Here is a 23,264-nt window from a genome sequence, read left to right as displayed (position 1 = left end):
GTTTTTTTAGTTGCTTTATTGCTGCCTGACGAATTAAACGAGAGGTACGTTCAGATGACGATGACAGCATTAGTGGCTATAGAGTGATTTACCGCCATCGACGGCGATAATTTGTCCGGTGATGTAGCTTTGCTGGGCTAGAAAAAGCACGGTTGCCGCGATATCGTCAGGTGTTCCAGCCCGTTTCAATAGGGTTTTATCGACAATGGCGCTTTGTTCGGCGGCACTGATTGCGGCACTTTGCTCGGGCCAGAGTATTGGTCCAGGTGCGACGCCATTAACCCGTACATGCGGCGCGAGTTCTTTGGCTAAGCTGAGCGTCATCATCTGTAGGCCCGCTTTAGCAATGGAATAGATCGGGTAGCCAGGTAGGGCGCGTTGCGCGTGGATATCGATCAGATTGATAATACAGCCTTGCTGTTGAGTGAGCGTATCGGCGAGTTGTGCACAGAGAAAATAGGGGGCTTTAAGATTGCTATTGATGAGCTCATCCCACTGTTGATCGGTGCTCTGCTCCAGCGCGGTGGGGTAAAACGAAGACGCATTATTGATCAGTAAGTCGACCTGTCCCCAGGTTGTCAGTGCCTGAGCCGCCAGTTGCCTGACCTGCTGAGCGTCAGTCAAGTCGGCTTGTAATACCGCAGCGCTATGGGCGGATTGCTGATTTAAGTCGGCGGCGAGTTGTGTGGCTGCATTCACCGAGTGATGACAGTGAATAATGACGCGGTATCCCTGTTGCCACAGTCGACGAGTGATACTTGCGCCGATTCGACGGGCGGCGCCGGTAATCAGTGCGACGGGTTTAGTCATGATGATTGACCATCAATTTGTTGTTGACAGATAGTCAGCTGCGCCTCGTTAATGGCGTTACCTAAGGCCTTGCCTTTATAACCATGCTGCATGAGTTGTTTGGGACTCACCTGTTGTAGCAGCTGCAATAGTTGCGGTAGTGCCGATTTTACGGCTAACTGATCATGCCCGATCAGCCTGCAGCCTTCTAATAACAGTGGTAGATGTTCTTGTCGACGTAACAGGTCGAGATCTTTGACTAATGCGAGACGTTGATGAGCATCGAGTTGCGCATAATGGCAGAGTTGGTCGGCCTGTTGACTGAATTGTAAGGCCAGGTCTCGATAGGCGTTAGGGACGCGATGACGCTGGCAAAACATTTTAATCGGTTGGCTTTGTTCGGTCGTGGCAAGATGAGCGAACGCGCTGCGCATGAGTATCGCAAAGCGAACCTTGGCATCGGCCGGCTGACTAATGGCTGTCAGAGTGGATGGATCATTGACGGCGGATTGCAGTTCCGGAAATAGTACCGCGAGTGCATTGGCTTGCTTTAGGGTGAGCAGAAATGCCTGCGGTGCTGCTTCACTTAACGCCCGTTGAAACTCTTGCCACACGCGTTCGGCGGTGAGATGTTCGAGTTCATCGCTGGCCGCGAGCTGTTGCATCAGTGTTAGGGTTTCAGCTGCAATACTGAAACCAAGCGGTGCGTAACGCGCCAGAAAGCGCGCCACTCGAAGCACGCGTAGCGGATCTTCGGCGAAGGCAGACGATACATGACGCAGGGTTTTCGTGTGGAGATCTCGCTGACCATGATAAGGATCAATGATGTTTCCTCGATCATCCATGGCCATTGCATTGATGGTTAAATCACGACGAATAAGATCTTCTTCGAGAGTCACCTCTGGGCTGGCGTGGTACTGAAACCCGGTATAACCCTTGCCTGACTTTCGTTCAGTGCGGGCGAGGGCATATTCTTCACCACTTTGAGGGTGGATAAAAACGGGAAAATCTTTACCCACCGGATGATAGCCCTGTTGCTGCATCTCCTCAGGGGTAGCGCCCACAACGACCCAATCCTTATCATAAACAGGGTAATTCAGTAGCCCGTCTCTGACTGCGCCGCCGACTAGATAAATTTGCATCGATTAGCGATTAGCACATTGTTCGGGGCGACTGGCTTGCCAGAGTTCAAACCCTCCATCAAGGCTATACACTTCATCGAAGCCTTGTTGCACCAGGAAGTTGGCTGCGGATTGACTACTGAAACCGTGATAACAACATACAATCACCGCGGTATCCATATCGGCAGACTGAATGAAATCATGTAGCGTTTCGTTACTCAGATGAATAGCGTCTTTGATATGGTTTTGTTGATAGCTTTGTGGATCGCGAATATCGACAATCACCGCACCTGAAGCAATCAGCGTTTCGGCGCGAGGGATATCGATACATTCAAAGGAGTCCATTAGTTGCCATACCTCATTTTACTATTGACGGAAAACAGTTGTTGATCTTCGAGCCGGAGGGCGGTTAACGTGCCGCCCCAGACGCAGCCAGTATCGAGCGCATAGACGTTAGCGCGATCCGCTTTACCTTCTAGTGCCGCCCAGTGGCCAAAGATGATGCGGCTCTTGGCTAATACTTTTCCGCGATGGCTAAACCAAGGCATAAAGCCGCTGGGCTGACTCGATAGGGTGCCCTTAGCGGAAAATTCCATACGGCCTTTCGTGTCGCAAAAGCGCATCCGAGTGAAGTAATTGGTAATGATTCGTAAGCGATCAAAGCCTTCTAAATCGGCTGACCAACAGGCCGGTTGATTGCCATACATACGCTTAAAAAACTCATTTGCCAGTGTGCTTTGTAATATCACTTCAACTTCATGGGCGCGTTTGTGAGCCTTCTTGAGTGACCATTGTGGCGGAATACCGGCATGAACCATGGTAAATCCGAGTTGCTCATCGGTCACCAGTAGGGGTTGAGAGCGGAGCCAGGTCAGCAGCGTCTTGGCATCGTCGGCTTGCAGAATATCCTGAAAGGTATCCGATTTTTTCGGTTTGAGGGCGCCACTATAAACCGCTAGCAGATGTAGATCATGATTGCCGAGGGTAATCGTGACGCGATCACGGATGCGATAAAGAAAACGCAGGGTTTCCAGTGATTTAGGACCTCGATTGACTAGATCTCCCGCCAACCAGAGCTGATCGGATTGGCTAAAATTGACGCACTCGAGCAAAGCTTGAAGCTCATCATAACAGCCTTGAATATCGCCAATTGCGTAGGTTGCCATCTGTTGCCTCAGTGCAGTGCGTTGGGCAGAGCCAAGGTGAAGGGCTCGATATCGGCATTAAACGTCTGGCCATCATCGGTTTTCATTTGATAATGTCCTTGCATACTGCCTACCCGCGTCGCTAAAACGGTGCCACTGGTGTAGCTATAGCTTTCTTCGGGTTCGATAATCGGTTGTTCTCCGATGACACCTTCGCCTTCAACTTCTTGAGCCTGCTCATCACCATCGATGATGAGCCAGCGACGACGCAGCAATTGCACCGGCTGAGATTCGCGGTTGGTGATGGTGATGTGATAGGAGAACACGTAGCGCTTTTTTTCCGGATCAGATTGCTCCGGAAGATAGGCGGTTTCAACATGGATATCGATATTATGAGAGGTGTCTGAGTAGATCATATCGTTTCGTTATAAGTTGTTATTGGCTGCTCAGATAATCACTTATCCGGATAAAGTCAGTGAGTGCGAGTCGTTCGGGTCTTAGACCTGGGTCAATCCCGAGAGATTCAATCGCATCAGCCGACAGCAAGGGTTTAAGGTTATTACGCAGGGTTTTTCTGCGTTGCCCAAAAGCGGTACGTACCACGGTTTCCAGTTTGCTGATGTCCTGTGCTTTATGAGGCAGTTGCTTGTAGGGGATTAGGCGCACAATTGCCGAATCGACCTTAGGCGCAGGATCGAAAGCATAGGGTGGCACCAAAAATAACGGTTCGATCTGACAATAATACTGAGCCATGATGCCGAGTCGGCCATAGGCGCTCTCGCCAGGCTGAGCGGCGAGACGATCGACCACCTCTTTTTGCAACATAAAGTGCATATCTTCAATCTGATCGGCATAGCTCAGCAGATGGAAAATCAGCGGTGTGGATATGTTGTATGGCAGGTTACCGACCACCCGTAATTGTTCATCTTGCTGTTGCAACGAACTAAAATCGAATTTTAGTGCATCACCCTCGTGAATGGTGAATTTATCGGCATAACTAAAAAACTTGGTACGTAGAATAGGGATCAAATCACGGTCAAGTTCGACGACATCGAGACGTTGACAGAGATCCAGTAACTCTTCGGTAATGGCGCCGAGTCCCGGCCCAATTTCTATCAAGTGCTGTGTTTCACTCGGTGCAATAGCACGAATAATACGACGTATAACGCCTTGGTCTTGCAGGAAGTTTTGGCCAAAACGTTTACGTGCTTTATGACCTGTAGGCTTATTACTCATTCACTGTTCCGGTGCTGTGACGGTTCGCTGCCATATCGGCAGCATAATTGATGGCGGTTAGTAGGCTGCCGCTATCGGCTGTGCCGCTGCCGGCTAGATCTAAGGCGGTGCCGTGATCGACAGAGGTGCGGATAATCGGCATGCCGAGAGTGATATTGACGGCTCGGCCAAAGCCTTTATATTTCAGCACAGGTAAGCCTTGATCATGATACATCGCTAACACGGCATCGGCCGTCTTGAGCAGTTTATCGGTAAATAGGGTATCCGCAGGCAGAGGATCGCTGAGATTATAGCCGCGTGCTCTTAAACGATCGATGACCGGTTGAATGGTCTCGATCTCTTCTCGTCCCATATGACCGCCTTCACCCGCGTGCGGATTTAAGCCGGCAATTAGAATTCTCGGATTGGCTAAACCAAAGCTACGTTGTAGGTCTTGCTGTAATACCTCGAGCACCTGTTCGAGTAGCGGTTGCGTGATCGCCGCAGGCACCTCTGATAATGGCAGATGAGTGGTTGCTAGCGCAACACGTAACCCCTCGGTGGCCAGCATCATGACAACCTTTCGCGTCTCGGTTAGCTGTTCGAGAAATTCGGTATGACCGCTAAATGGAATTCCCGCCTCATTAATCACTCCTTTATGCACAGGGGCCGTAATTAATGCGGCAAATTCCCCGCTTTGACAGCCTTGCGTGGCACGCGTCAGCGTGTCGAGTACATAACGGGCATTCGCCGGATTAAGCTGCCCCGCGAGGGAGGTTTTGATTAAGCTCACCGGCTCGATCCATAACGTGCCAGGAGCGGTCGGCGTCACCGGTGAATCCGCATCATAAGGCAGCAGCGTGATCGGCAGGTCAAGCTGACGCGCTCGCGCTTGCATCATCAGAGGGTCAGCAATAACGACTAATTGATGAGTATGTCCCTGCTGAGCGATCTGAATACATAGATCGGGCCCTATTCCGGCAGGTTCGCCCGGGGTGAGGGCCAGTCTGTATGTTTGCATGTTAATTATTTAAGCTCGATATACGCTTGTGAGCGGATTTCACGTAGCCAGTTTTGCAGTTCTTCGTTGAACTTGCGTTGACGGATGGACGCACGGGCTTGATTGGTTTGCATCTCTTCGCTCATATCCTGCTGTCGACGATCTTCAACTTTGAGGATATGCCAGCCAAAACGTGACTCAAAGGGACGACTGATTTCGCCTGATGCAGTATTAAACATCACCTCTTCGAATTCAGGTACCATCTGTCCTGATTGAGCCCAGCCGAGCTCACCGCCTAAGGAGCCACTGCCGGCATCATCACTGAACTGCTTGGCGAGTTCAGCAAAAGGAACACCTTGTTGGAGTTTCTGATAGAGAGTATCGATTTCGCGACGGGTTTGCGCGGCAGAACGAATCTCATTAGGGGTTAGGAGAATATGACGTACCTTAACCTGATTAACCAGTTGAACGGCACCACCCTGTTTGTCGTTGACCTTCAGAATATGGAAACCACTGGGGCTACGAAGCGGCGTGCTGAATTCACCCTTTTTGAGTGTTTTCACTACCTTAGCAAACTCTTCTGGCATTTCATTCAGTTTGCGCCAGCCAATCTCACCCCCTTTTAGGGCGTTCGGGCCGTTTGATTGGGCGATAGCTGTTTCGGCAAAATCGGCGCCGTTGGCGAGTTCGGCAGCAATTTTATCGGCTTGTTGTTGCGCCGACTGTAACATGTTCGAGGTTGCTTGCAGTGGCACGGCCAGCAAAATCTGGGATAGATTATAGTTTGTCGCGTTGAGCTGCTCGCCCTGCTGAGAGCTGAGGAAGTTAGTGATCTCTTGCTGAGAGACATTGATGCGACTGTTAACGATGCGTTGCTGAATGCGCTGAATGAGCATTTCATTACGAATTTGCTGACGCACTTGAGCGTAATCTTGTCCTTCAGCAATCAATGCTTCGCGGAATTGATCGAGGCTTAAGTTAGAGCTCGCCGCGATACGTTCTATCGAGGCGTTAAGCTCGCTATCACTGATACGAATACCGCGCTCTTTACCCACCTGTAGCTGAATGTTGTCCAAAATCAGTCGATCAAGCACTTGATTTTGCAGGATTTGCTCGTCAGGTAAATTACGACCTTGAGCGTTAAGACGGCTCTTGATGGTCGCTTCTCGAGCACTCAGTTCACTTTGTAAGACGATATCATCGTTCACAATCGCGACGATACGATCGAGTGGAATATCTGCGGCATTGGCCGAGACACTGAGGCCTAAAATCAGGGCAGCCATCGATGGCTTTAGTTTTTTTATGAGCTTAGTAGTCATCATTCTCTTCACGTTCTTGAAAGCCAACGATATCTTGCAGTGTATTACTGCCGTTACCAATTGTGCCTAATCCTTTTAGGATAAATTGCAGAAACAGGGCGGTATCTTCCTCGCCATCGCTATCATCCTCTATCCACTGTCGTGCAGCAACCCGGACTTTCCAGCAGCAGCTAGCGTACTCTAAGGCCAGCATTGCTTCAGGCGTCTGAGAGTTTTCCATATCCTCTTGCCAGCGACCCAGTACGGTCCACTCGGGGGAGAGAGGCCAAATAAATGATATCTCAGTCTGATCGCGGAGATCTTCTCGATAGCGGTAGCTGAAGTTAATCACTTTATTGAGCGACGGAGTGTAGCGTACTTTGAAATTGCTCTCTAATGGGTTTAAGTTTCCTTTATCCAGTTCGGCATCGATTGATAAACGAAGCGCTGAATAAGGATTCCAATAAGCTTCGGCGGCAAAGTTGGATTGCTCTTCAGTATCGACACTGGTATCACCATTAAGTTGCACGGTACGATCGGCAAAATAATACGCTTGGCCTAAACCTAAGCGTACCATCTCGCTGCCGTCTTCACGATAGAAGCCTGAGCCGACTCCCACCGATATTTGTTGGCTATCGCCGATTTTGTCTAAACCGGTGAAGCGGTTCTCTCTGAAAAGCCCTTCATAGCTGAAGTCCGACTCGGAGGTGTCAAAGTCAGGAATCCCTTGTTGTTCGTCTTCCTCGCTGTAGAGCGCGAATAAACGTGGCTCAAGGGTTTGCGTATAGTCACCTGACTGACGCTCAAACAGGAGTCCTGAATCAATACTGAAGACGCCCACGGCGCGACTGATATTGTCATCTTCACCGGCGACCTGATCTTCAAGATTATACTGGCTCAACCAGTAGCTGAGTTTGGGTGTCAGGTAGCCCCATGATGAGAGCATCGGCATACTAATAGAGGGTTGTACGTGGAGGCGGCTACCGGTAACGCGATCAATACCACTTAAGTCTTCGATATCACGATCAAATTGGGTGGTATCGGTTAGGTAGCTGAACACGACTTCTTGGCCTAAGTCATAGCTATAACTGCCTTTCACCTGTAATTGGGGCATCATCTGATAAGGCGAATCACTATCGTTGATGGTTTGATAACTGTGTGTGCGCAGAGTGGCTTCCCAGTTTTGCTCGCTATAGGTGACCTCGGCTAATTTATCGAGATGGTTCGAGCGATCGACTTCGAGGCTGGAGCCTAAATCATCAAAATAATCATCATCGCTGACCGCCGTAAAGTCGATCAAACTACTCCAATGCCCCTGATAGCCGGTATGATCCAAGCCAACCAACCAGCGATCGCGGTCTGCTTCATTATCGTCAATCATCAGCCCAGTACTGAGGGCTTGTTGACCATAGTCGTTCATGTAACGGAATTCATTTTCGAGCAAGAGACCGCGCTCGGTAAATACTTTGGGTGTCAGCGTATCATCATAGTTAGGTGCGAGATTGAAATAGTAAGGCGTGGCTATTTCGAGACCATCTTCGTTGGAATAGCCAAACGAAGGAAATAAAAAGCCAGAATGACGCAGATCGTCAATCGGGAATTCTAAATATGGGAAGTAAAATACCGGTGTGTCGCCGACTTTCAGAGTGGCGTGTCGAGCGGTACCGAAGCCTCGATTAGGGTCGAGTACCAATGAATCTGAAGCGATTTTCCAGCTTTCGTCGGCCGGTGGACAGGTAGTGTAGCTGCTCTGTTCCATGCGTATACGATTATCTTGCAGCCGAATAATTCGTTTAGCGCCGCCTCGCAATGACTGTTCGTGAACCACGTAGTCGGCATCGCTGATAATGGTTTCGCCGGTGAGTGCGTTAGTTTGTGCGTTAGAGCCACGCAACAATAACCCCGGTTCACGATAACGGATATCACCGCTCATGGAGATTTGATTCGAAACCTGATCGACCTCGGCGGTGTTACCGCGCAAAAAGTGACCACTCTGTCGCAGCTCGACGTTCCCCTCTAATTGCGTTAGACCGCCAATTTTAGTACTTGAACTGTCGGCATCAACGGTGAGCTTTTCGCTATCGTTGGTAACGCTGGTAGATTCGGGCTCGATATAGACACCAAAGCAGGCTTTCGAGGCGCCCGTAATGGGATACCAGTCTAGGCTGGCATAGCGAGTATCGGTTAGATCGGGCTGCGCTGCGTTAGTGTTAGGGAGTATCGCCTCGGCGTTGGGCAAATTGCTGGCAGTGCTTTTAGCCGGTGTTATTGCCGGGGTTGCCTCGATCGTCGTCGCTGCAGCCAATGGCGTCGATATTACTTGCGCGGCGGTAGTGCTGCTAGAGGCGGCTGTGACCGCTGCTGCAGGATTGACGCTTGATGACGCAGCAGTTTGATTGTCTAAACATGACCAACCACCGCTGACATTGGCTTCACATAGCCAGGCACCGTTGACCTGCGGTTTGGCTGCTGTCGCCTTTGTCGCCTGAGTGACCGGTGCTTCGGGCAGCTCTTTATCGCTGACGGGTTCGAGCGTTGGCGTTGTTGGTTGTCGTGTTACAACGGACTGATCGGGTTGATCACATTGCCAGTTCTCACCATTTTCCATGGTGCAAGTCCAAAGGGCATCACGGATATCGGCATCCATTTCGGCGCTTAAGACAGCGGTTGGTGAGCCAGCAATAATCGCCAGTGTCAGTGTGTAAGAAGAACGTCTTAAAAACGGCATTCAGATTATCCATTAGGAAACGCAGAAAAAAGCGGCTATTTCCCTTATCGCTAAACCTTGATTCGAGTAACATACCCCATAGAGCATGGCATGATAAAACATTCAGCTATAACAAGGCTAGGGGATTGATCAATATGGGACAAAGGCTGGCCGGACTCAGGCATTGGGTGGAACAGGAATTTGCCAAGCAAAAGATAGATTTGGCGGATGACTGGCAGTGTGTTCCGGTGTCTGGTGATGCGAGTTTTCGACGTTATTTTCGACTTGAGAATCAGGGCAATAGCTGGATTTTGATGGATGCTCCACCCGAGAAAGAAGATAGTCATCCCTTTGTCTGTATCGCTAAGGCATGGGAATCTCTGTCGATACATGCGCCGGTGGTGTATGCCGTTGATTTTGAACAAGGGTATATGTTGCTTTCCGATCTCGGTGATGATCTCTATCTGAGTCAACTGAATGACGCTAATGCCGATCAGCTTTATCAGCAAGCATTCAAGGCTTTGACTCGCTTGCAGCCGTGTCAAACGATTGCGGGGCATACACTGCCTCACTATGACCGCGCCTTACTGCAGCGGGAGATGGATCTATTTCGTGATTGGTTGGTGGCCGATCTATTGAACATTACTATTGGGCCCGGTGTTAAACACCTTTTGGCTGAGGTATCTGAATACCTTATTCAAGCGGCACTGGAGCAGCCGACCGTCTGCGTCCATCGTGATTATCACTCGCGTAATTTACTGGTGGATGGCGAACATACCCCAGGAGTGATTGATTTTCAGGATGCGGTTATCGGTCCGATAACCTATGACTTGGTATCCCTGTTACGTGATTGTTATATCGAGTGGCCGGATATGCGGGTCTATGGCTGGGTCGATCAATTTGCTGAACGATTAGTCGCCGATGGTGTGTTAGATGAATATGATCGTGCGACCTTCTATCGCTGGTTTGATCTAATGGGGGCGCAGCGACATCTTAAGGCGGCGGGTATTTTTGCCCGTTTGTGGCTCAGAGATGGTAAGTCGGGTTATCTTGACGACATTCCACGTACCGTTAACTACATTATTCGTGTGGCTGGACGTTATGATGCACTTGTGACGTTTTCGGCGTGGCTGCAGGATGTCGTGGTGCCGGCCATGTATGCCTGTGATCAATTTGAGCGTCAACATCTGGATAAGTGGTTTAGCTGATGCGAGCGATGATACTGGCGGCTGGGTTAGGCACACGTATGCGACCGCTGACGCTGACAACGCCTAAGCCCCTCCTGCCGGTGGCCGGCAAACCGTTGATTGAATACCATATTGAACGATTAGTAGCTGCGGGTGTCACGGACATTGTCATCAATCATGCGTGGTTAGGCGCTCAATTAGAAGCCTGCATTGGTGACGGTCAGCGCTGGGGCATCAAGATCCATTGGTCGGCCGAAACCGAGCCGTTGGAAACCGGCGGGGGAATTTTGCGTGCATTACCTTGGTTGAGTGTTCAAGGCGAGCCATTTTTATTAGTCAATGGCGATGTTTTTACGAACTATCCGTTTGCTCAGTTGATAGCGCAGGCGCTGCAAGCGGATGATTTAGCACACCTAGTGATGACCACAAATCCGGCACATCACCCGATAGGTGACTTTCAGCTTGAACAGCGACGCGTGCTGGAGGAAGGGGAGGCAAAGCTAACCTATAGTGGCATCAGTGTTATTTCGCCTCAGCTTTTTGAGGGATGCCGCGAAGGGAAGTTTGCTTTAGCGCCGTTGTTACGTAAAGCGATGCAATCAGGCCGAGTGAGTGGTGAGCGCTTCTCGGGGTATTGGCAAGATATAGGAACGCCTGAACGACTTCAGGACGTCAGAGAAGATATTAACAAAGGTCGGATAGATGGCATTTAGAAGCGAAAACGCAGGATTTAGTCTGGGTCAGTTGGTTCGTAGAAATCGTACCGCGTTAATTATTGGTGGTTTAATTGGCTTGATGAGCGGCGGTTTGTTTGGCTTGTTATTGGGGGCGGGTGTCGGTGTAGCACTGTCGGCGGCGTTGAAAAACGCTTTGGGTAATGCGCTGAATCCGCAAGATGCTTTTTTTCGTGCAACCTTTACGGTGATGGGAAAGCTGGCAAAAGCGGATGGTCTTGTCAGTGAAGCCGAAATTCAGTACGCCCGCGAGGTGATGAATCGGATGGGCCTGAGTGAAGAACGTCGTCGTGAAGCGATGCAACTGTTCTCGCAAGGTAAAGACAGTGATTTTGATATCGCCGAGGTTATGCGGCCGCTGAGTGCTTTGATTCGTTTTCGTATTCCTCTTAAGCTCATGTTTGTTGAAATACAGTTACAGGCGGCGATGGCGGATGGTCAGGTGAGCGAAGCGGAAACGCAAATTATTCGCGAAGTGTGCGGTTTGTTACAAATGTCGCAGGCGGAGATGGCGGCATTAATGGCGCGGATGCAGTCGCAGTTTTCTTATCAACAGCATAGCTATCAGTCGCATCAGGGGGGCTTTGTATCAGAGCAAGAGCTGTTGAAAGAGTCTTATGGCGTATTGGGGGTCGATGAATCCGTATCGGATGCCGAGCTGAAAAAAGCCTATCGACGCTTAATGAGTCAACATCACCCGGATAAACTAGTGGCCAAAGGGTTGCCGGAGGATATGATGCAATTAGCGAAGGAAAAAACTCAGGAGATTCAAGCCGCTTACGATCGGATACGTACGGCGCGAAAAAATCGCTGAGTAGCGTTTGACGCGATGCGTTTTTAGCTGCATCGCGTTAGCTTCCCGGCGTTAACTCTACGGTTGGCTCTCCTATTGACTCCCGTTGTGGCAACGTTGATGTGGTGATGCTATTTAAGTGGGTTTTCAGAATGCCTCTGAGTTGCCGAGTTAGCCACAGGGGCTGTTTTTTGACAGCGTTACGGCGTTGATTAAGGCGGATCTGACGATAGCCTGAGTTGCCGCTTCTTTGTGCCGTGTGTTTGCGCAGAGTCGCTTGTTGCTGTTGATAGCGGCTACGGTTAAACCAAAGATCGAGAATCGGCGCTTGGCTTTGACTGATCATCGCGAGCAGGTCTGGCGTTTCAATACCTTCGGCTTGTACTGGATCGAGCAACACCAAGTAGCGATGTTCTTGCGTCTCATTTTGAGCAAAATAATGCATCGCCCATACAGCGCCTTCCCCTATCCCTAACATAATCTTTATCTCTCCCTCGGTTGCCGCTAGACGGGCCGCGGCGAGATCCGCTAAGGCGATAATGTTGTTCTGGTAGGCGGTATTCGTTTGTGCTGCAGAACTTGTCGCTGAGTTATTGGGACTATTTTTTGATGCCTCGGGATTGAGCGTTGTCGCGGTGTTAGTGCTGACATCGACGGCTGTTTCGGCGCCGCTCGTGGCGGACTGAAGCTGCTGACGGTTTTGTAAACTCGGCAATGTGCGCTGCGGAATAGCGATCTCAGGTGGGGTAGGGAGCGACAGACTGAGGGTGTTCCAGCCGTACTCGGTGAGTTGTGTCCGCAGTGGATGGATCAGATCGGGCCAGTCTGCGCTGCTCGCGGGCGGAGTGAAAATGAGAATACTGCCCGTTGGGGATGACGTTGTCGCTCGTTGTAGCAGTGCTAACTGCTTGGTTTGATTCAATTCTAGCCAGATCACCTCGGTGTCTGCGGGTTGTGCCTTTGCTAGATCGATCTGTCGTTGCCGAGCGGGGTCGGGCAGGGCTCGGTTAACGCTATCGGTTGCGTCAGCGGCGTCGGAGGGCGTGGCTGACGTGTCGGTTATATTATCATTCTCTGCCGCCGTGAGAAGCATTGGCCAGCTTAAAAATAGTGTCAAAAACAGGGGCTTAAGTTTCATACGTCGATTATTAAAGAGCCGGGTGATATTAGCAAGGGCGAAAGCTGGTTGAGTTTCGAAGCGTGCAAAGTACAATAGCCGCATCCTCCTTTTACTTTCCGAGTTTTATTCATGGCTGATTATAAGATTGCTCCATCCATTTTGTCTGCAGACTTCGCTCGCCTCGGTGAAGAGGTTGAAAATGTGCTTGCTGCGGGCGCTGATTATGTCCATTTCGATGTTATGGATAATCACTATGTACCCAATTTAACGATCGGCCCGATGGTTTGTAAAGCACTGCGTAAACATGGTATCGAGGCGCCAATTGATGTGCATCTGATGGTCAAGCCGGTAGATCGTTTGATCGGTGATTTTATTGATGCCGGCGCGAGTATCATTACCTTTCATCCAGAAGGGTCTGAACATATTGATCGTTCCTTGCAGATGATCCGTGACGGAGGTTGTCGTTCCGGTCTGGTGTTTAATCCGGCGACACCGCTAAGTTATCTGGACTATGTGCTCGATAAGGTCGATATGATCCTCCTAATGTCCGTTAACCCAGGTTTTGGGGGGCAGAAGTTTATTCCCGGTACCTTGGATAAGTTGAAGCAGGCACGGGCATTGATTGATCAAAGTGGCTACGACATTCGCCTTGAAGTTGATGGTGGGGTTGGTGTCGCCAATATCGCTGAGATTGCCGCGGCCGGTGCCGATACCTTTGTGGCGGGTTCCGCTATCTTTAATACCGATGACTATAAAGCCACCATCGATAAGATGCGCGCTGAACTGGCTAAGGTCTAAGTCGCCCGTAAACAAACCGGCCATCGCTGATGATTAACGTCAAGGGTTATCTATATCAATGCGCTTAACTTCTCATTTTAATGATCAACTGCCGCGACTGGTACTGTTCGACTTGGACGGTACCTTGCTGGACAGTGTGCCTGATTTAGCCCTTGCCATTGATCGGATGCTGGCGGCGCTTGATTTACCGTTCGCCGGTGAGACTCAAGTACGTAACTGGGTGGGCAATGGCGCGCCGCTATTGGTTAAGCGAGCACTGCTCGGTAGCGGCGCTGTGCGTGACATTGATGATGAGCCCGATGAGGCGCTGTTTGAGCAGGCATTTGCATTGTTTTTACACCATTATGGTCAATGTAGTGCGGAACAAAGTCAGCTTTATGCTGGGGTGCGCGAGTACCTTGATTTTCTGCAAACGCAGCAGGTAGATATGGGGCTGGTGACCAATAAGCCGATCCGATTTACCGAAACATTGTTGGATGAGTTTGATCTGCGGCGCTATTTTTCGGTTGTGTTAGGTGGCGATAGCCTAGAAGAAAAGAAACCGCATCCATTACCGCTGTTGCACGCGATGACGCAACGCGGCTCAACCGCAGAACAAACCTTGATGATAGGCGACTCGCGCAGTGATATTAAAGCGGCACAAGCGGCGGGCTGTCAGGTGGCTGCCGTCACCTATGGCTATAATCACGGTGAGCCGGTATCGATCTATCAACCGGATTTTATGATTGATGATCTGCGGGCGTTAATGAGCTGATGGCTGAACGGCTTGGTTGATCGACGGCATCGAATAGCGCCATTCTTGCGGCATTGCAGACGGCCAATACACCCGGGTGACTGACGCGTCGTTCGAGAGAGATGGCGTAAAAGCGTTCTCGAATATCATCCATTCTACCAATGACTTCAACACCGTATTGTTGTGTCATCTGCTGTTCAATCACCGTAGGCGCGCAAAAAATCCCCGCGCCGGATAGCCCAAACGCTTCTATCAATGCCGTATCAGCACATTCCACACGGATATCAGGGCAAATTTTATAGCGTTCAAACCAGCGCTTAAGGCCCATACCTCGTTCTGTCTCGGCGGAAGGCATCAACATCGGCGCACCTTCTAATGACGCCGGAAAGTCGGCGCGGTAAGTGGATGCCATTGCGATAGTGGCAAAGAAGCTGAGACCGCATTCACCCAAGAGGTGGTTGTAGCCACGGATATGAAAGCTGGCATCTAGGGGGCGATCCGCTAACACCAGATCGAGTTTTTGCGTGGCTAAATCGGCCAATAAGCTCGGCAGAGGGCCTTCTTCACAGATTAGTCGATTGGCATCATTCAGTTTCAGTGCCGGTTCGAGTAGGTGGTAGGTGATGAGCTTGGGTAAGACATCGGCAATGCCGATATTAAAGCGCTGCTGTTGTTGAGATGCTGGGTTCTGAATGCTTTGTTTTAGTTCATCGCCTAACTGGAAAATATCTTCTGCATAGTTCAGCGCATGTTGTCCTGCTTTGGTGAGAATGAGATTACGGCCGCGCTTTTTGAACAGTGCGCTACCGAGTTCATGTTCGAGAAGTTTGAGTTGGCCGCTGATTGTTTGAGGGGTTAGATGTAATTTTTCACTGGCTTTATTGATGCTGCCTTCTTGAGCCACAACGAGAAAATAGCGTAGGTGTTTAAAATTCATAGGGATACCTGAACAACTATAATAGTTCGTATAAATCTTAATATTTCTATAGTAAATTCGTATTTTATTTGTCTTTTGCTGGACTATACTGTGACTTATCGGATTTGTCATGAACTCTCGGGTTCCCCCTCAGATTCATGTAGACCGAGCTGTTAGTAAAGGTTGTTAGTAAAGGTTGTTAGTAAAGAGTGTTAAGTTGTTACAACGTTAGGCTGTTATGAAAGTAAGTGTAAGACTCTCCAGTCTTCAGTAAATGGACTCTCATCCAACTATTTTACCCGGCGCCCAAGGCCGGGTTTTTTTTGTCTGATATTTAAAAAAACGCTCTAGGTATTACCGACTTGGTTGATTCAAACAGAGGGCTGCTATAAGGTTGGATCTCTGAATTAAAGGTTGTTTGGAATTACTGTGTCAGATTTGTTATCCCCGCTGAATATAAAATGGTGTGCCCACTACGTTGGGGATCGCTGGCGATGGCGTAACTGAGCCCTGCTTATCAGTTATTGCATTGGGTGAAGACATAATTGATTCACTCGAAATAGACTTCAAAACTCTGCGTTATCAATCGCAGAGCCGTTATGAGAACAGACCATGACTCCTGAACAATTTGCTGAGCTAGCGGCTCAGAATTTCAATCGTATTCCTGTGGTGCGCGAAGTATTAGCCGATTTGGATACACCGCTATCGACCTATATGAAATTGGCGAATCAGCCCTACACGTATTTGCTGGAATCCGTAGAAGGCGGTGAAAAGTGGGGACGTTATTCCATTATAGGCTTACCGAGCCGGACCGTTTTAAAAGTCTTTGGTCACAGTGTTCGCGTTGAAACCGACGGTGAGATCGTTGAGCAGGCCGAGGTGGAAGATCCACTGGCTTTTGTCGAGCAGTTTAAGGCGCGTTATCGTGCCGCCGAGTTGCCGGATCTACCGCGTTTTAATGGGGGGCTAGTCGGTTATTTTGGCTACGATAGTGTTCGCTATGTGGAAAAACGTCTCGCTGAGAGTGTTCCCGATGATGTGATTGGCACACCGGATATTCTCTTGATGGTGTCCGATGAAGTGGTGGTGTTTGATAATCTTAGCGGCAAACTCATTTTGGTGAGTCATGCCGATCCTGCCAATGAGGATGCGCTGGGACAAGCGCAGCTACGTTTGGATGAGTTAGTCACTCGGTTACGTTTTTCTGTGCCCCATAAAGAAACGCGGTCAGCCGAACGTCGAGAGGTGACAGAAGCAGAGTTCAAATCGAGTTTTGGTGAGCAGCAGTTTAAAGATGCCGTCGATCGCATTAAGGAATATATCCTCTCTGGGGATGTGATGCAGACGGTGATATCGCAGCGAATGACGATTCCTTTTACCAGTAATCCGCTGGATCTTTATCGTGCGCTACGCTGCCTTAATCCCTCCCCTTATATGTATGTACTGCATTTAGGTGATCACCATGTCGTGGGTTCTTCGCCGGAGATTTTAGCCCGTGTTGAAGACCGCGTAGTGACGGTGCGCCCGATTGCGGGCACCCGTCCACGAGGGGAAACCGAGGCGGAAGATCAGGCCCTAGAAAAAGATCTATTGGCTGATCCTAAAGAGCTGGCGGAACACCTGATGTTGATTGATCTGGGTCGTAATGATGTTGGCAGGGTTTCGGAAGTAGGTCGAGTGGAGCTAACCGCTCAGATGACGGTTGAGCGTTATTCCCATGTGATGCATATTGTTTCGAATGTGATTGGTCATTTAAAGCCAGACGTGTCGGTGATGGATGTGTTGCGGGCAACCCTACCGGCGGGCACTCTGAGTGGTGCAGCTAAAGTACGAGCGATGGAAATCATCGATGAACTAGAGCCGGTCAAGCGCGGCATTTACGGTGGTGCCGTGGGTTACCTTTCCTGGAATGGCAATATGGATACGGCTATCGCTATTCGTACCGCGGTGATTAAGGACGGTGAACTGCATATACAGGCGGGTGCCGGTATTGTGGCGGATTCAGTGCCTGATTCCGAATGGGATGAAACTATGAACAAAGGTCGAGCGATCTTTAAAGCCGTGGCGATGGTGGAGCAAGGGTTAGATAATCTCTGAGGCATATTGTGTTTGAGAAAACCTCCTTCGGGAGGTTTTTTTATGACTGTAGAGACGAGTATTGTCTTTTTTCTGCTTGATTAGCAGACGATGGGCCGCAAGCGATCACGACTGCTGATTGTCATCGTCATGATGGATGCTGTCGAGCTAAATTGATACCACTGAATATCTCGCTGATCTGCTTGAGTGAGGGGTATAAGCGTTATGCTGCCACTGAATTGTTTGTTATCTTATAACAAATAAATTTGTAGAGTCCGATGATGTATACACAGATACCAACCAACGTTATTACCGGTTTTCTCGGTGTGGGTAAAACTACCGTTATTCAGTACTTATTAAAACATAAACCAGTGAATGAGCGTTGGGCCGTATTAGTCAATGAGTTTGGCGAAATAGGCATCGATGCCGGCTTGTTGGCGAATGAGCAACAGGCAACCGGTGTGTTTATGAAAGAGGTGCCCGGTGGTTGTATGTGTTGCGCCGCCGGCATTCCGATGCAGGTTGCGCTCAGTCAGTTGATTCGTCAGGCTAAGCCTGACCGTATCCTGATCGAACCGACTGGACTGGGACACCCGCTGGAGGTGATTCGGGTGTTGCAGCAGCCTCATTATCGCGAGGTATTGGATCTACGTACGGTGATAACGCTGGTGGATGCGCGCAAGCTTGTCGATCCTCGTTACACTGAACATGACACGTTTAATCAACAACTTCAGGTGGCCGATTTAGTCGTTGCACACAAAGAGGATCTGTATCGTAGCGATGAAGTGCAGCAGTTAACGGATTACCTTTCATCACTTGGAAATAAAGCCTCGGTCATCAGCAGTATCAATGGTGCGCTTGATCTACAGTGGCTTGATGGGGCCTCTAAACATCATGCTGATCAGCCATCAGCGTCGTCACATCACCATCATGATACTTATCCGGCAGATGACGTGTTACCCGAGAGTGGTTACCTGCGTAAAGATAATCAGGGAGAGGGCTATTATAGTAGTGGCTGGGTCTTTAGTCCTGAGTTTGAGTTTCGCTATGCCGATTTAGAGTCGCTGTTAATGGGAATTGAGTCGGAACGCTTGAAAGCGGTGTTTATTACCGATGAGGGGGTTTTCGCTTTTAATCAGGCCGACGACGTCTTGAAGGTACAGGCGTTAGACGAAGTGATGGATAGTCGCATTGAAGTGATTGGTAGGGATACTGCTGCATGGGCCGAATTAGAGCCGCAACTGTTGGCGATGGCGGTTCGCTATACCGCCTAGTCGATCATCGTTGCGATGTATGAGGCTTAAATTGATGCAGCGTAGGTTTTCGAAGCCTAAGCTTATGAAGCTTCTTTCTGTGTATAACGTTTAGGTTTACAAAGCTTAGTACTTAGTAATACGAAATTTAGTTTTCTCCCGTGTGCGCTTAAACGACGGCTGCTCACGGGATTTAGCGTTACGTTGCTACTTTGCCAAGGTGATTGCTGTGGCTGTGACTAGGGATAGATCAGTTGTATTCATGTTTGGCCTCACTCAAGGCCAACAGTGAGTCGGCATCATACGCTTCAGCATCCATCATGCCGGAAATCTGTTTTAATGCATCCAGAATATGTTGCTGTTCTGCGGCCGTTAGATGCTCGAAGCGGTTGATAAACGACTCGTGTAATAGGGTTGGCACCGTGAGAAAAATCCCTTCCCCAGCGGGAGTCAGTCGGGCATTAACGATGCGGCGATCGGTATGACTTCGCAGTCGTTGGACTAACTGTCGTTCTTCGAGGCGATTCATAATGGTACTCACCGTCGCCTGACTTAATGAGACATTATCGGATATCTTTTTGACGGTAACATCCCCTAAATCTTTGATCGCTTGAAGCACCATCACCTGTGGAATCGTCAAACCACAGGCCTTCACAACGCGTTTTGATTGTAGATCGGTTGCCCGGTTAATCTTTCTTAGCTCAATCAAAACATCCTGCCAGCAAGGAAGCTTATCAGTCATTGTCTCTAAAGACCTCTTAACACATAAAAACTGAGCCCATGTATAGCTCAGAAGGTTTGCCATACATCGAATATGGCAGGGATTTGATTATTTAAACAGAAAAATAGTTTGAGTTCTAATTATTAGAAGTCTAATATAATCAACATCAAACTATATTAGCTCAAATATCATGGAGACATCATGAAAAAATTGATCGCTGCATCTGCAATGCTGTTGGCTGCTACTCAGGCCCACGCAGCAGACGAGTGCGGAACAGTTACCATTGCCGATATGAACTGGAGCTCTGCAACACTGATCGCCAATGTGGATAAGTTTATTTTGCAACACGGTTATGGCTGTGATGCTGAACTGGTCCCAGGGGATACGATGCCAACGGGCACCTCAATGATTGAAAAAGGTGAGCCGGATATTGCTCCAGAGATGTGGAGTAACTCGATGCGTGAAGCATTGGATAAAGGTGTCGCTGAAAAACGTCTACGCTATGCCGGTAATTCACTCTCCGATGGTGGTGAAGAAGGTTTTTGGGTGCCAGAATATCTGGTTAAACAATACCCAGAGTTAACGACCATTGAGGGTGTTAAAAAGCACGCCGCACTGTTCGAACACCCAGAAGATGATAGTAAGTATGCTTTTTATGGCTGTCCTGCGGGTTGGAACTGTCAGATCAGTTCCGGTAATTTGTTTAAAGCGTTAAATATGGCTGATGCTGGTTTTGAATTGATCGATCCCGGTTCAGGTGCAGGCCTGTCAGGCTCTATCGCCAAAGCGTTTGCCCGTGAAGAAGCGTGGTTGGGCTATTACTGGGCACCAACTGCGGTGTTAGGTAAGTACAAAATGGTGAAAATCGACTTTGGTTCGGGCGTTGATAAAGATGAGTTTGTTAACTGTACTTCATCGAATGAGTGTGAAAACCCTAAAGTCACTATGTATCCGCCTTCGGCGGTGCAAACGGTAACCACTGAAGAGTTTGCTACGCGTTCCCCTGCGGCTTATGACTATGTGTCTAAGCGCTCTCTGACCAATAATCAGTTAAACAATCTGCTAGCTTGGATGGAAGATAATCAGGCTGATGGTGAAGTGGCGGCTGAGTACTTCTTGCTGGAACACGAAGACCTTTGGACACCTTGGGTTTCGGCCGATGTGGCTGAAAAAGTTAAGCAAGCATTGCAATAATCATTGCGCTTAAATGCTAAAAATCACTGCCTGATTGCCCACAGTAATCGGGCAGTGTTGTTTCTAAAAGAGGTTATTTATGGCTGATGCAAGCTGGTTGAGTGAGATACCCCAACTAAGCAGAGGGGATCTTAGGGATATTCGGAAATATCTGGATACCGCGTATCGTGATTTTTCCCGTGAATACGGTGAGATGATTGAAGGTTTTTTTGACCCTTTGCTGACATTTTTGGTTTGGTTTGAAAAGTTACTATTAGCAACGCCGTGGTGGTTGGTAATTGCCATTGTGGCGGGCCTGGCCTACCTTTCAAGCCGTTCATGGAAGCTGAGCTTGGGGGTGGTCATATCATTCTTTATGATTGGCTATTTCGGTATGTGGGATAATACCATGCGTACCATGAGTATTATTCTCGTTTGTACCTTCATGGCCATTGCCCTAGGGGTGCCCATAGGCATTGCCATGGCGCGCTCCGATCGGGTTCAGTCGGTGGTCACGCCGTTACTCGATATCATGCAGACGATGCCGGCATTCGTGTATCTGATACCGGTGGTGATGTTGTTGGGGATTGGTAAAATTCCGGGCGTAATTGCGGTTATTATTTATGCGATTCCACCGGTTATTCGCTTAACCAATCTGGGTATCCGGCTGGTGGATAAGGATGTCTTGGAAGCCGCCACGGCCTATGGTGCGAATTCGATGCAGCGATTAATGGGGGTGCAGCTACCCTTAGCGATGCCAACGATTATGGCCGGTATTAATCAGACGATTATGATGGCGCTATCGATGGTGGTTATCGCTTCGATGATCGGTGTGAAAGGCTTAGGTCAGCCAGTCTTGAAATCGATCACCAATCAGTATTTTACCTTAGGACTATTAAACGGCTTAGCGATTGTGGCACTGGCAATTATTTTTGACCGAGTCTCACAGGCATATGCCAAGCGTAGTCAGCGACATCTAGGGGGAATGGATAATGGTTGAATCGGATAACAACAGCGCCGCGACAACGCTGATTAAGATCGAAGGGCTGTATAAACTCTTCGGGAATAATCCCAAGAAATATATGCCATTGGTGCATGAAGGTAAAAGCAAGGATGAAATTCTGGCGGAGACTGGGCACACATTAGGCCTGAAAGATATTAATCTGACGATCAATAAAGGCGAGATTTTCGTCATCATGGGCCTGTCGGGCTCCGGCAAGTCGACTTTGATTCGTCACTTCAACCGTCTGATCGACCCTACCGAAGGGGTGATTGAGGTCGAAGGCACCGATGTGATGAAGCTTGGGCCTAAAGAGTTAGAACAGTTCCGCCGACACAAAATGTCGATGGTGTTTCAGCGCTTTGGCTTACTACCGCATAAATCAGTGGTTGATAATGTTGCTTATGGTCTCTCTATTCAGGGTGTCAGTAAGAGTGAAAGCAAGGCAAAAGCCGTTGAGTGGTTAGCGACGGTCGGTTTGGCCGGTTATGAAGATCAGTACCCGGCGCAGTTGTCAGGTGGTCAGCAGCAACGGGTCGGCTTGGCCCGAGCACTGTGTACCGATGCTGAAATTCTGTTGATGGACGAAGCGTTTTCAGCACTCGATCCCCTGATTCGTTCAGAGATGCAGGATCAGTTGATTGAACTGCAGGAAAAACTACATAAAACCATTATCTTCATCACCCACGATCTCGATGAAGCACTGCGTATCGGTGACCGTATCGCTATCTTGAAAGATGGTGAAATGGTACAGCAGGGTGAGCCTGAAGATATTCTGCTCAATCCTGCCAATGATTATGTCGAAGCCTTCGTGCGGGATGTTAACCGGGCACGTGCATTGACGGTTGAGACGGTTATGAAAGATCCGGCTTATCGTATCACTGCCAGTACCATCGAAGATGCCTTGAAGCAGATGAAGGGCTTTAAGGAAGACTATGGTTATTATGTCAACGAAGATGGCTACCAAGGGGTTCTGACAGAAGAAACGCTACAGGCCGCTTTTGACGATGATAAGAAAGCCGATCTGGATTCGCTTCAATATGAAGATCTTGAGGCCATTTCACAGGATGCGGTATTAGAAACGGTTATTCCCGATACACTCAATTCACAATACTCATTACCGGTTATTGATGATGATGGCAAAATAACGGGGCGTTTATCCCGTAGTACCTTGGCCGAAGTCTTGGGTAATGATGATAAGGTGACAGAAGAAAAACCAGCAGAGCCAAAATCGAACTAAGCGGTTGAAGGTGAGTCAGGTGATTTTAAAAAGGCCGATGCAGTATGCATCGGCCTTTTTTTTGTTTTAAGTCGGCTATTTAGTACGTTGATGCAGGGCTTATGTTTTGAATAGATACTTGGTTAGGGGATAGAATTGTGCCAATTTTACTGCATCTGAAAGGCTGAATGTTGCACCTAGCTTTAGACGAGTATATTTTGTACTAAATGGGTCGAGGATGTAGTGGCCATATGGAAATGAGTCTC

The 23,264-nt window shown here is 49.0% G+C and carries 22 protein-coding genes; 10 read left to right on the top strand and 12 right to left on the bottom strand.

Going from position 1 to position 23,264, the window contains the following annotated elements; translation table 11 throughout:
- Positions 1-69 precede the first annotated feature (69 nt).
- Genes Q4488_RS11355 through Q4488_RS11315 form a run of 9 tightly spaced genes read right to left on the bottom strand, consistent with a single transcriptional unit; the run spans position 70 to position 9,296 of the window.
- Entirely contained in the window at positions 70-810 is a 741-nt protein-coding gene (locus tag Q4488_RS11355) for a pteridine reductase (RefSeq protein WP_303580589.1), read from the bottom strand.
- Complete coding sequence (locus Q4488_RS11350) at positions 807-1,931, bottom strand: hypothetical protein (RefSeq protein WP_303580588.1); 1,125 nt, start codon at positions 1,929-1,931, stop codon at positions 807-809. The genes Q4488_RS11355 and Q4488_RS11350 overlap by 4 nt, the downstream gene beginning before the upstream one ends.
- A 3-nt stretch (positions 1,932-1,934) precedes the next feature.
- The gene (glpE, locus tag Q4488_RS11345; RefSeq protein ID WP_303580587.1) at positions 1,935-2,255 is read right to left on the bottom strand and encodes a thiosulfate sulfurtransferase GlpE; all 321 of its coding nucleotides are present in this window, start codon (positions 2,253-2,255) and stop codon (positions 1,935-1,937) included.
- A complete protein-coding gene (locus tag Q4488_RS11340; protein WP_303580586.1) occupies positions 2,255-3,076 on the bottom strand; it encodes a symmetrical bis(5'-nucleosyl)-tetraphosphatase in 822 nt (273 codons plus the stop codon). The genes glpE and Q4488_RS11340 overlap by 1 nt, the downstream gene beginning before the upstream one ends.
- An 8-nt stretch (positions 3,077-3,084) precedes the next feature.
- Entirely contained in the window at positions 3,085-3,471 is a 387-nt protein-coding gene (gene apaG, locus Q4488_RS11335) for a Co2+/Mg2+ efflux protein ApaG (RefSeq protein ID WP_303580585.1), read from the bottom strand.
- 19 nt (positions 3,472-3,490) lie between these two features.
- Positions 3,491-4,291 carry a 16S rRNA (adenine(1518)-N(6)/adenine(1519)-N(6))-dimethyltransferase RsmA gene (rsmA, locus tag Q4488_RS11330; RefSeq protein ID WP_303580584.1) on the bottom strand — a complete coding sequence of 267 codons (801 nt, stop codon included), beginning with the start codon at positions 4,289-4,291 and terminating at the stop codon, positions 3,491-3,493.
- Positions 4,284-5,291, bottom strand: a complete 1,008-nt coding sequence (gene pdxA, locus Q4488_RS11325; RefSeq protein WP_303580583.1) for a 4-hydroxythreonine-4-phosphate dehydrogenase PdxA — start codon at positions 5,289-5,291, stop codon at positions 4,284-4,286. The genes rsmA and pdxA overlap by 8 nt, the downstream gene beginning before the upstream one ends.
- Before the next feature lie 5 nt (positions 5,292-5,296).
- On the bottom strand, positions 5,297-6,592 hold the full coding sequence (locus Q4488_RS11320) for a peptidylprolyl isomerase (RefSeq protein ID WP_303580582.1): 1,296 nt from the start codon (positions 6,590-6,592) through the stop codon (positions 5,297-5,299).
- The gene (locus tag Q4488_RS11315; RefSeq protein WP_303580581.1) at positions 6,579-9,296 is read right to left on the bottom strand and encodes an LPS-assembly protein LptD; all 2,718 of its coding nucleotides are present in this window, start codon (positions 9,294-9,296) and stop codon (positions 6,579-6,581) included. Before Q4488_RS11315 ends, Q4488_RS11320 begins: the two co-directional genes overlap by 14 nt.
- Before the next feature lie 134 nt (positions 9,297-9,430).
- Between Q4488_RS11315 and Q4488_RS11310 the strand changes: the two genes are divergently transcribed.
- From Q4488_RS11310 to djlA, 3 genes are read left to right on the top strand one after another with little or no spacing between them, the layout of a single operon-like run.
- Positions 9,431-10,483 carry an aminoglycoside phosphotransferase family protein gene (locus Q4488_RS11310; protein ID WP_303580580.1) on the top strand — a complete coding sequence of 351 codons (1,053 nt, stop codon included), beginning with the start codon at positions 9,431-9,433 and terminating at the stop codon, positions 10,481-10,483.
- Positions 10,483-11,175: an N-acetylmuramate alpha-1-phosphate uridylyltransferase MurU gene (gene murU, locus Q4488_RS11305; RefSeq protein ID WP_303580579.1), complete on the top strand. Its 693-nt coding sequence runs from the start codon at positions 10,483-10,485 to the stop codon at positions 11,173-11,175. Before Q4488_RS11310 ends, murU begins: the two co-directional genes overlap by 1 nt.
- The gene (gene djlA / locus Q4488_RS11300) at positions 11,165-12,010 is read left to right on the top strand and encodes a co-chaperone DjlA (protein ID WP_303580578.1); all 846 of its coding nucleotides are present in this window, start codon (positions 11,165-11,167) and stop codon (positions 12,008-12,010) included. The genes murU and djlA overlap by 11 nt, the downstream gene beginning before the upstream one ends.
- Positions 12,011-12,047: 37 nt before the next feature.
- Here djlA and Q4488_RS11295 read toward each other — a convergent pair whose 3' ends face one another.
- The gene (locus Q4488_RS11295) at positions 12,048-13,127 is read right to left on the bottom strand and encodes a DUF3530 family protein (protein ID WP_303580577.1); all 1,080 of its coding nucleotides are present in this window, start codon (positions 13,125-13,127) and stop codon (positions 12,048-12,050) included.
- Positions 13,128-13,238: 111 nt separating this feature from the next.
- Between Q4488_RS11295 and rpe the strand changes: the two genes are divergently transcribed.
- Together rpe and Q4488_RS11285 are read left to right on the top strand one after the other, a co-directional pair.
- Entirely contained in the window at positions 13,239-13,907 is a 669-nt protein-coding gene (gene rpe, locus Q4488_RS11290) for a ribulose-phosphate 3-epimerase (protein WP_303580576.1), read from the top strand.
- Positions 13,908-13,965: 58 nt separating this feature from the next.
- The gene (locus tag Q4488_RS11285; protein ID WP_303580575.1) at positions 13,966-14,661 is read left to right on the top strand and encodes a phosphoglycolate phosphatase; all 696 of its coding nucleotides are present in this window, start codon (positions 13,966-13,968) and stop codon (positions 14,659-14,661) included.
- Here Q4488_RS11285 and nhaR read toward each other — a convergent pair.
- Entirely contained in the window at positions 14,627-15,577 is a 951-nt protein-coding gene (gene nhaR, locus Q4488_RS11280; RefSeq protein ID WP_303580574.1) for a transcriptional activator NhaR, read from the bottom strand. The two genes, Q4488_RS11285 and nhaR, sit on opposite strands and share 35 nt — an antisense overlap.
- A gap of 591 nt (positions 15,578-16,168) precedes the next feature.
- Between nhaR and trpE the strand changes: the two genes are divergently transcribed.
- Together trpE and Q4488_RS11270 are read left to right on the top strand one after the other, a co-directional pair.
- Entirely contained in the window at positions 16,169-17,653 is a 1,485-nt protein-coding gene (gene trpE, locus Q4488_RS11275) for an anthranilate synthase component I (RefSeq protein WP_303580573.1), read from the top strand.
- Positions 17,654-17,910: 257 nt separating this feature from the next.
- Positions 17,911-18,906, top strand: coding sequence for a GTP-binding protein (locus tag Q4488_RS11270; RefSeq protein ID WP_303580572.1), 996 nt, complete (start codon positions 17,911-17,913; stop codon positions 18,904-18,906).
- 229 nt (positions 18,907-19,135) lie between these two features.
- Here Q4488_RS11270 and Q4488_RS11265 read toward each other — a convergent pair whose 3' ends face one another.
- On the bottom strand, positions 19,136-19,627 hold the full coding sequence (locus Q4488_RS11265) for a MarR family winged helix-turn-helix transcriptional regulator (protein WP_303580571.1): 492 nt from the start codon (positions 19,625-19,627) through the stop codon (positions 19,136-19,138).
- 180 nt (positions 19,628-19,807) lie between these two features.
- Here Q4488_RS11265 and Q4488_RS11260 point away from each other — a divergent pair, with 180 nt between their 5' ends.
- The 3 genes from Q4488_RS11260 (at position 19,808) to Q4488_RS11250 (ending at position 23,019) form a co-directional block, all read left to right on the top strand.
- Entirely contained in the window at positions 19,808-20,800 is a 993-nt protein-coding gene (locus tag Q4488_RS11260; RefSeq protein WP_303580570.1) for an ABC transporter substrate-binding protein, read from the top strand.
- Between the two features lie 79 nt (positions 20,801-20,879).
- Positions 20,880-21,779 (top strand): proline/glycine betaine ABC transporter permease, encoded by a 900-nt coding sequence (locus Q4488_RS11255; RefSeq protein ID WP_303580569.1) that lies wholly within the window; start codon positions 20,880-20,882, stop codon positions 21,777-21,779.
- Entirely contained in the window at positions 21,772-23,019 is a 1,248-nt protein-coding gene (locus Q4488_RS11250; protein ID WP_303580568.1) for a glycine betaine/L-proline ABC transporter ATP-binding protein, read from the top strand. The genes Q4488_RS11255 and Q4488_RS11250 overlap by 8 nt, the downstream gene beginning before the upstream one ends.
- The last annotated feature ends 245 nt before the right edge of the window (positions 23,020-23,264 follow it).

Origin of the sequence: Amphritea sp. 1_MG-2023, assembly GCF_030547545.1 — a bacterium.
Lineage (GTDB): Bacteria > Pseudomonadota > Gammaproteobacteria > Pseudomonadales > Balneatricaceae > Amphritea.
The sequence above is the reverse complement of the archived record's forward strand: the minus strand, read 5'-3'. Positions and strand labels throughout refer to the sequence as shown.

Excerpts from the sequence above, each read along its gene's own strand:
- Q4488_RS11355 (WP_303580589.1), bottom strand. The coding sequence starts at position 810 with ATGACTAAACCCGTCGCACTGATTACCGGCGCCGCCCGTCGAATCGGC.
- Q4488_RS11350 (WP_303580588.1), bottom strand. The coding sequence starts at position 1,931 with ATGCAAATTTATCTAGTCGGCGGCGCAGTCAGAGACGGGCTACTGAAT.
- glpE (WP_303580587.1), bottom strand. The coding sequence starts at position 2,255 with ATGGACTCCTTTGAATGTATCGATATCCCTCGCGCCGAAACGCTGATT.
- Q4488_RS11340 (WP_303580586.1), bottom strand. The coding sequence starts at position 3,076 with ATGGCAACCTACGCAATTGGCGATATTCAAGGCTGTTATGATGAGCTT.
- apaG (WP_303580585.1), bottom strand. The coding sequence starts at position 3,471 with ATGATCTACTCAGACACCTCTCATAATATCGATATCCATGTTGAAACC.
- rsmA (WP_303580584.1), bottom strand. The coding sequence starts at position 4,291 with ATGAGTAATAAGCCTACAGGTCATAAAGCACGTAAACGTTTTGGCCAA.
- pdxA (WP_303580583.1), bottom strand. The coding sequence starts at position 5,291 with ATGCAAACATACAGACTGGCCCTCACCCCGGGCGAACCTGCCGGAATA.
- Q4488_RS11320 (WP_303580582.1), bottom strand. The coding sequence starts at position 6,592 with ATGATGACTACTAAGCTCATAAAAAAACTAAAGCCATCGATGGCTGCC.
- Q4488_RS11315 (WP_303580581.1), bottom strand. The coding sequence starts at position 9,296 with ATGCCGTTTTTAAGACGTTCTTCTTACACACTGACACTGGCGATTATT.
- Q4488_RS11310 (WP_303580580.1), top strand. The coding sequence starts at position 9,431 with ATGGGACAAAGGCTGGCCGGACTCAGGCATTGGGTGGAACAGGAATTT.
- murU (WP_303580579.1), top strand. The coding sequence starts at position 10,483 with ATGCGAGCGATGATACTGGCGGCTGGGTTAGGCACACGTATGCGACCG.
- djlA (WP_303580578.1), top strand. The coding sequence starts at position 11,165 with ATGGCATTTAGAAGCGAAAACGCAGGATTTAGTCTGGGTCAGTTGGTT.
- Q4488_RS11295 (WP_303580577.1), bottom strand. The coding sequence starts at position 13,127 with ATGAAACTTAAGCCCCTGTTTTTGACACTATTTTTAAGCTGGCCAATG.
- rpe (WP_303580576.1), top strand. The coding sequence starts at position 13,239 with ATGGCTGATTATAAGATTGCTCCATCCATTTTGTCTGCAGACTTCGCT.
- Q4488_RS11285 (WP_303580575.1), top strand. The coding sequence starts at position 13,966 with ATGCGCTTAACTTCTCATTTTAATGATCAACTGCCGCGACTGGTACTG.
- nhaR (WP_303580574.1), bottom strand. The coding sequence starts at position 15,577 with ATGAATTTTAAACACCTACGCTATTTTCTCGTTGTGGCTCAAGAAGGC.
- trpE (WP_303580573.1), top strand. The coding sequence starts at position 16,169 with ATGACTCCTGAACAATTTGCTGAGCTAGCGGCTCAGAATTTCAATCGT.
- Q4488_RS11270 (WP_303580572.1), top strand. The coding sequence starts at position 17,911 with ATGATGTATACACAGATACCAACCAACGTTATTACCGGTTTTCTCGGT.
- Q4488_RS11265 (WP_303580571.1), bottom strand. The coding sequence starts at position 19,627 with ATGACTGATAAGCTTCCTTGCTGGCAGGATGTTTTGATTGAGCTAAGA.
- Q4488_RS11260 (WP_303580570.1), top strand. The coding sequence starts at position 19,808 with ATGAAAAAATTGATCGCTGCATCTGCAATGCTGTTGGCTGCTACTCAG.
- Q4488_RS11255 (WP_303580569.1), top strand. The coding sequence starts at position 20,880 with ATGGCTGATGCAAGCTGGTTGAGTGAGATACCCCAACTAAGCAGAGGG.
- Q4488_RS11250 (WP_303580568.1), top strand. The coding sequence starts at position 21,772 with ATGGTTGAATCGGATAACAACAGCGCCGCGACAACGCTGATTAAGATC.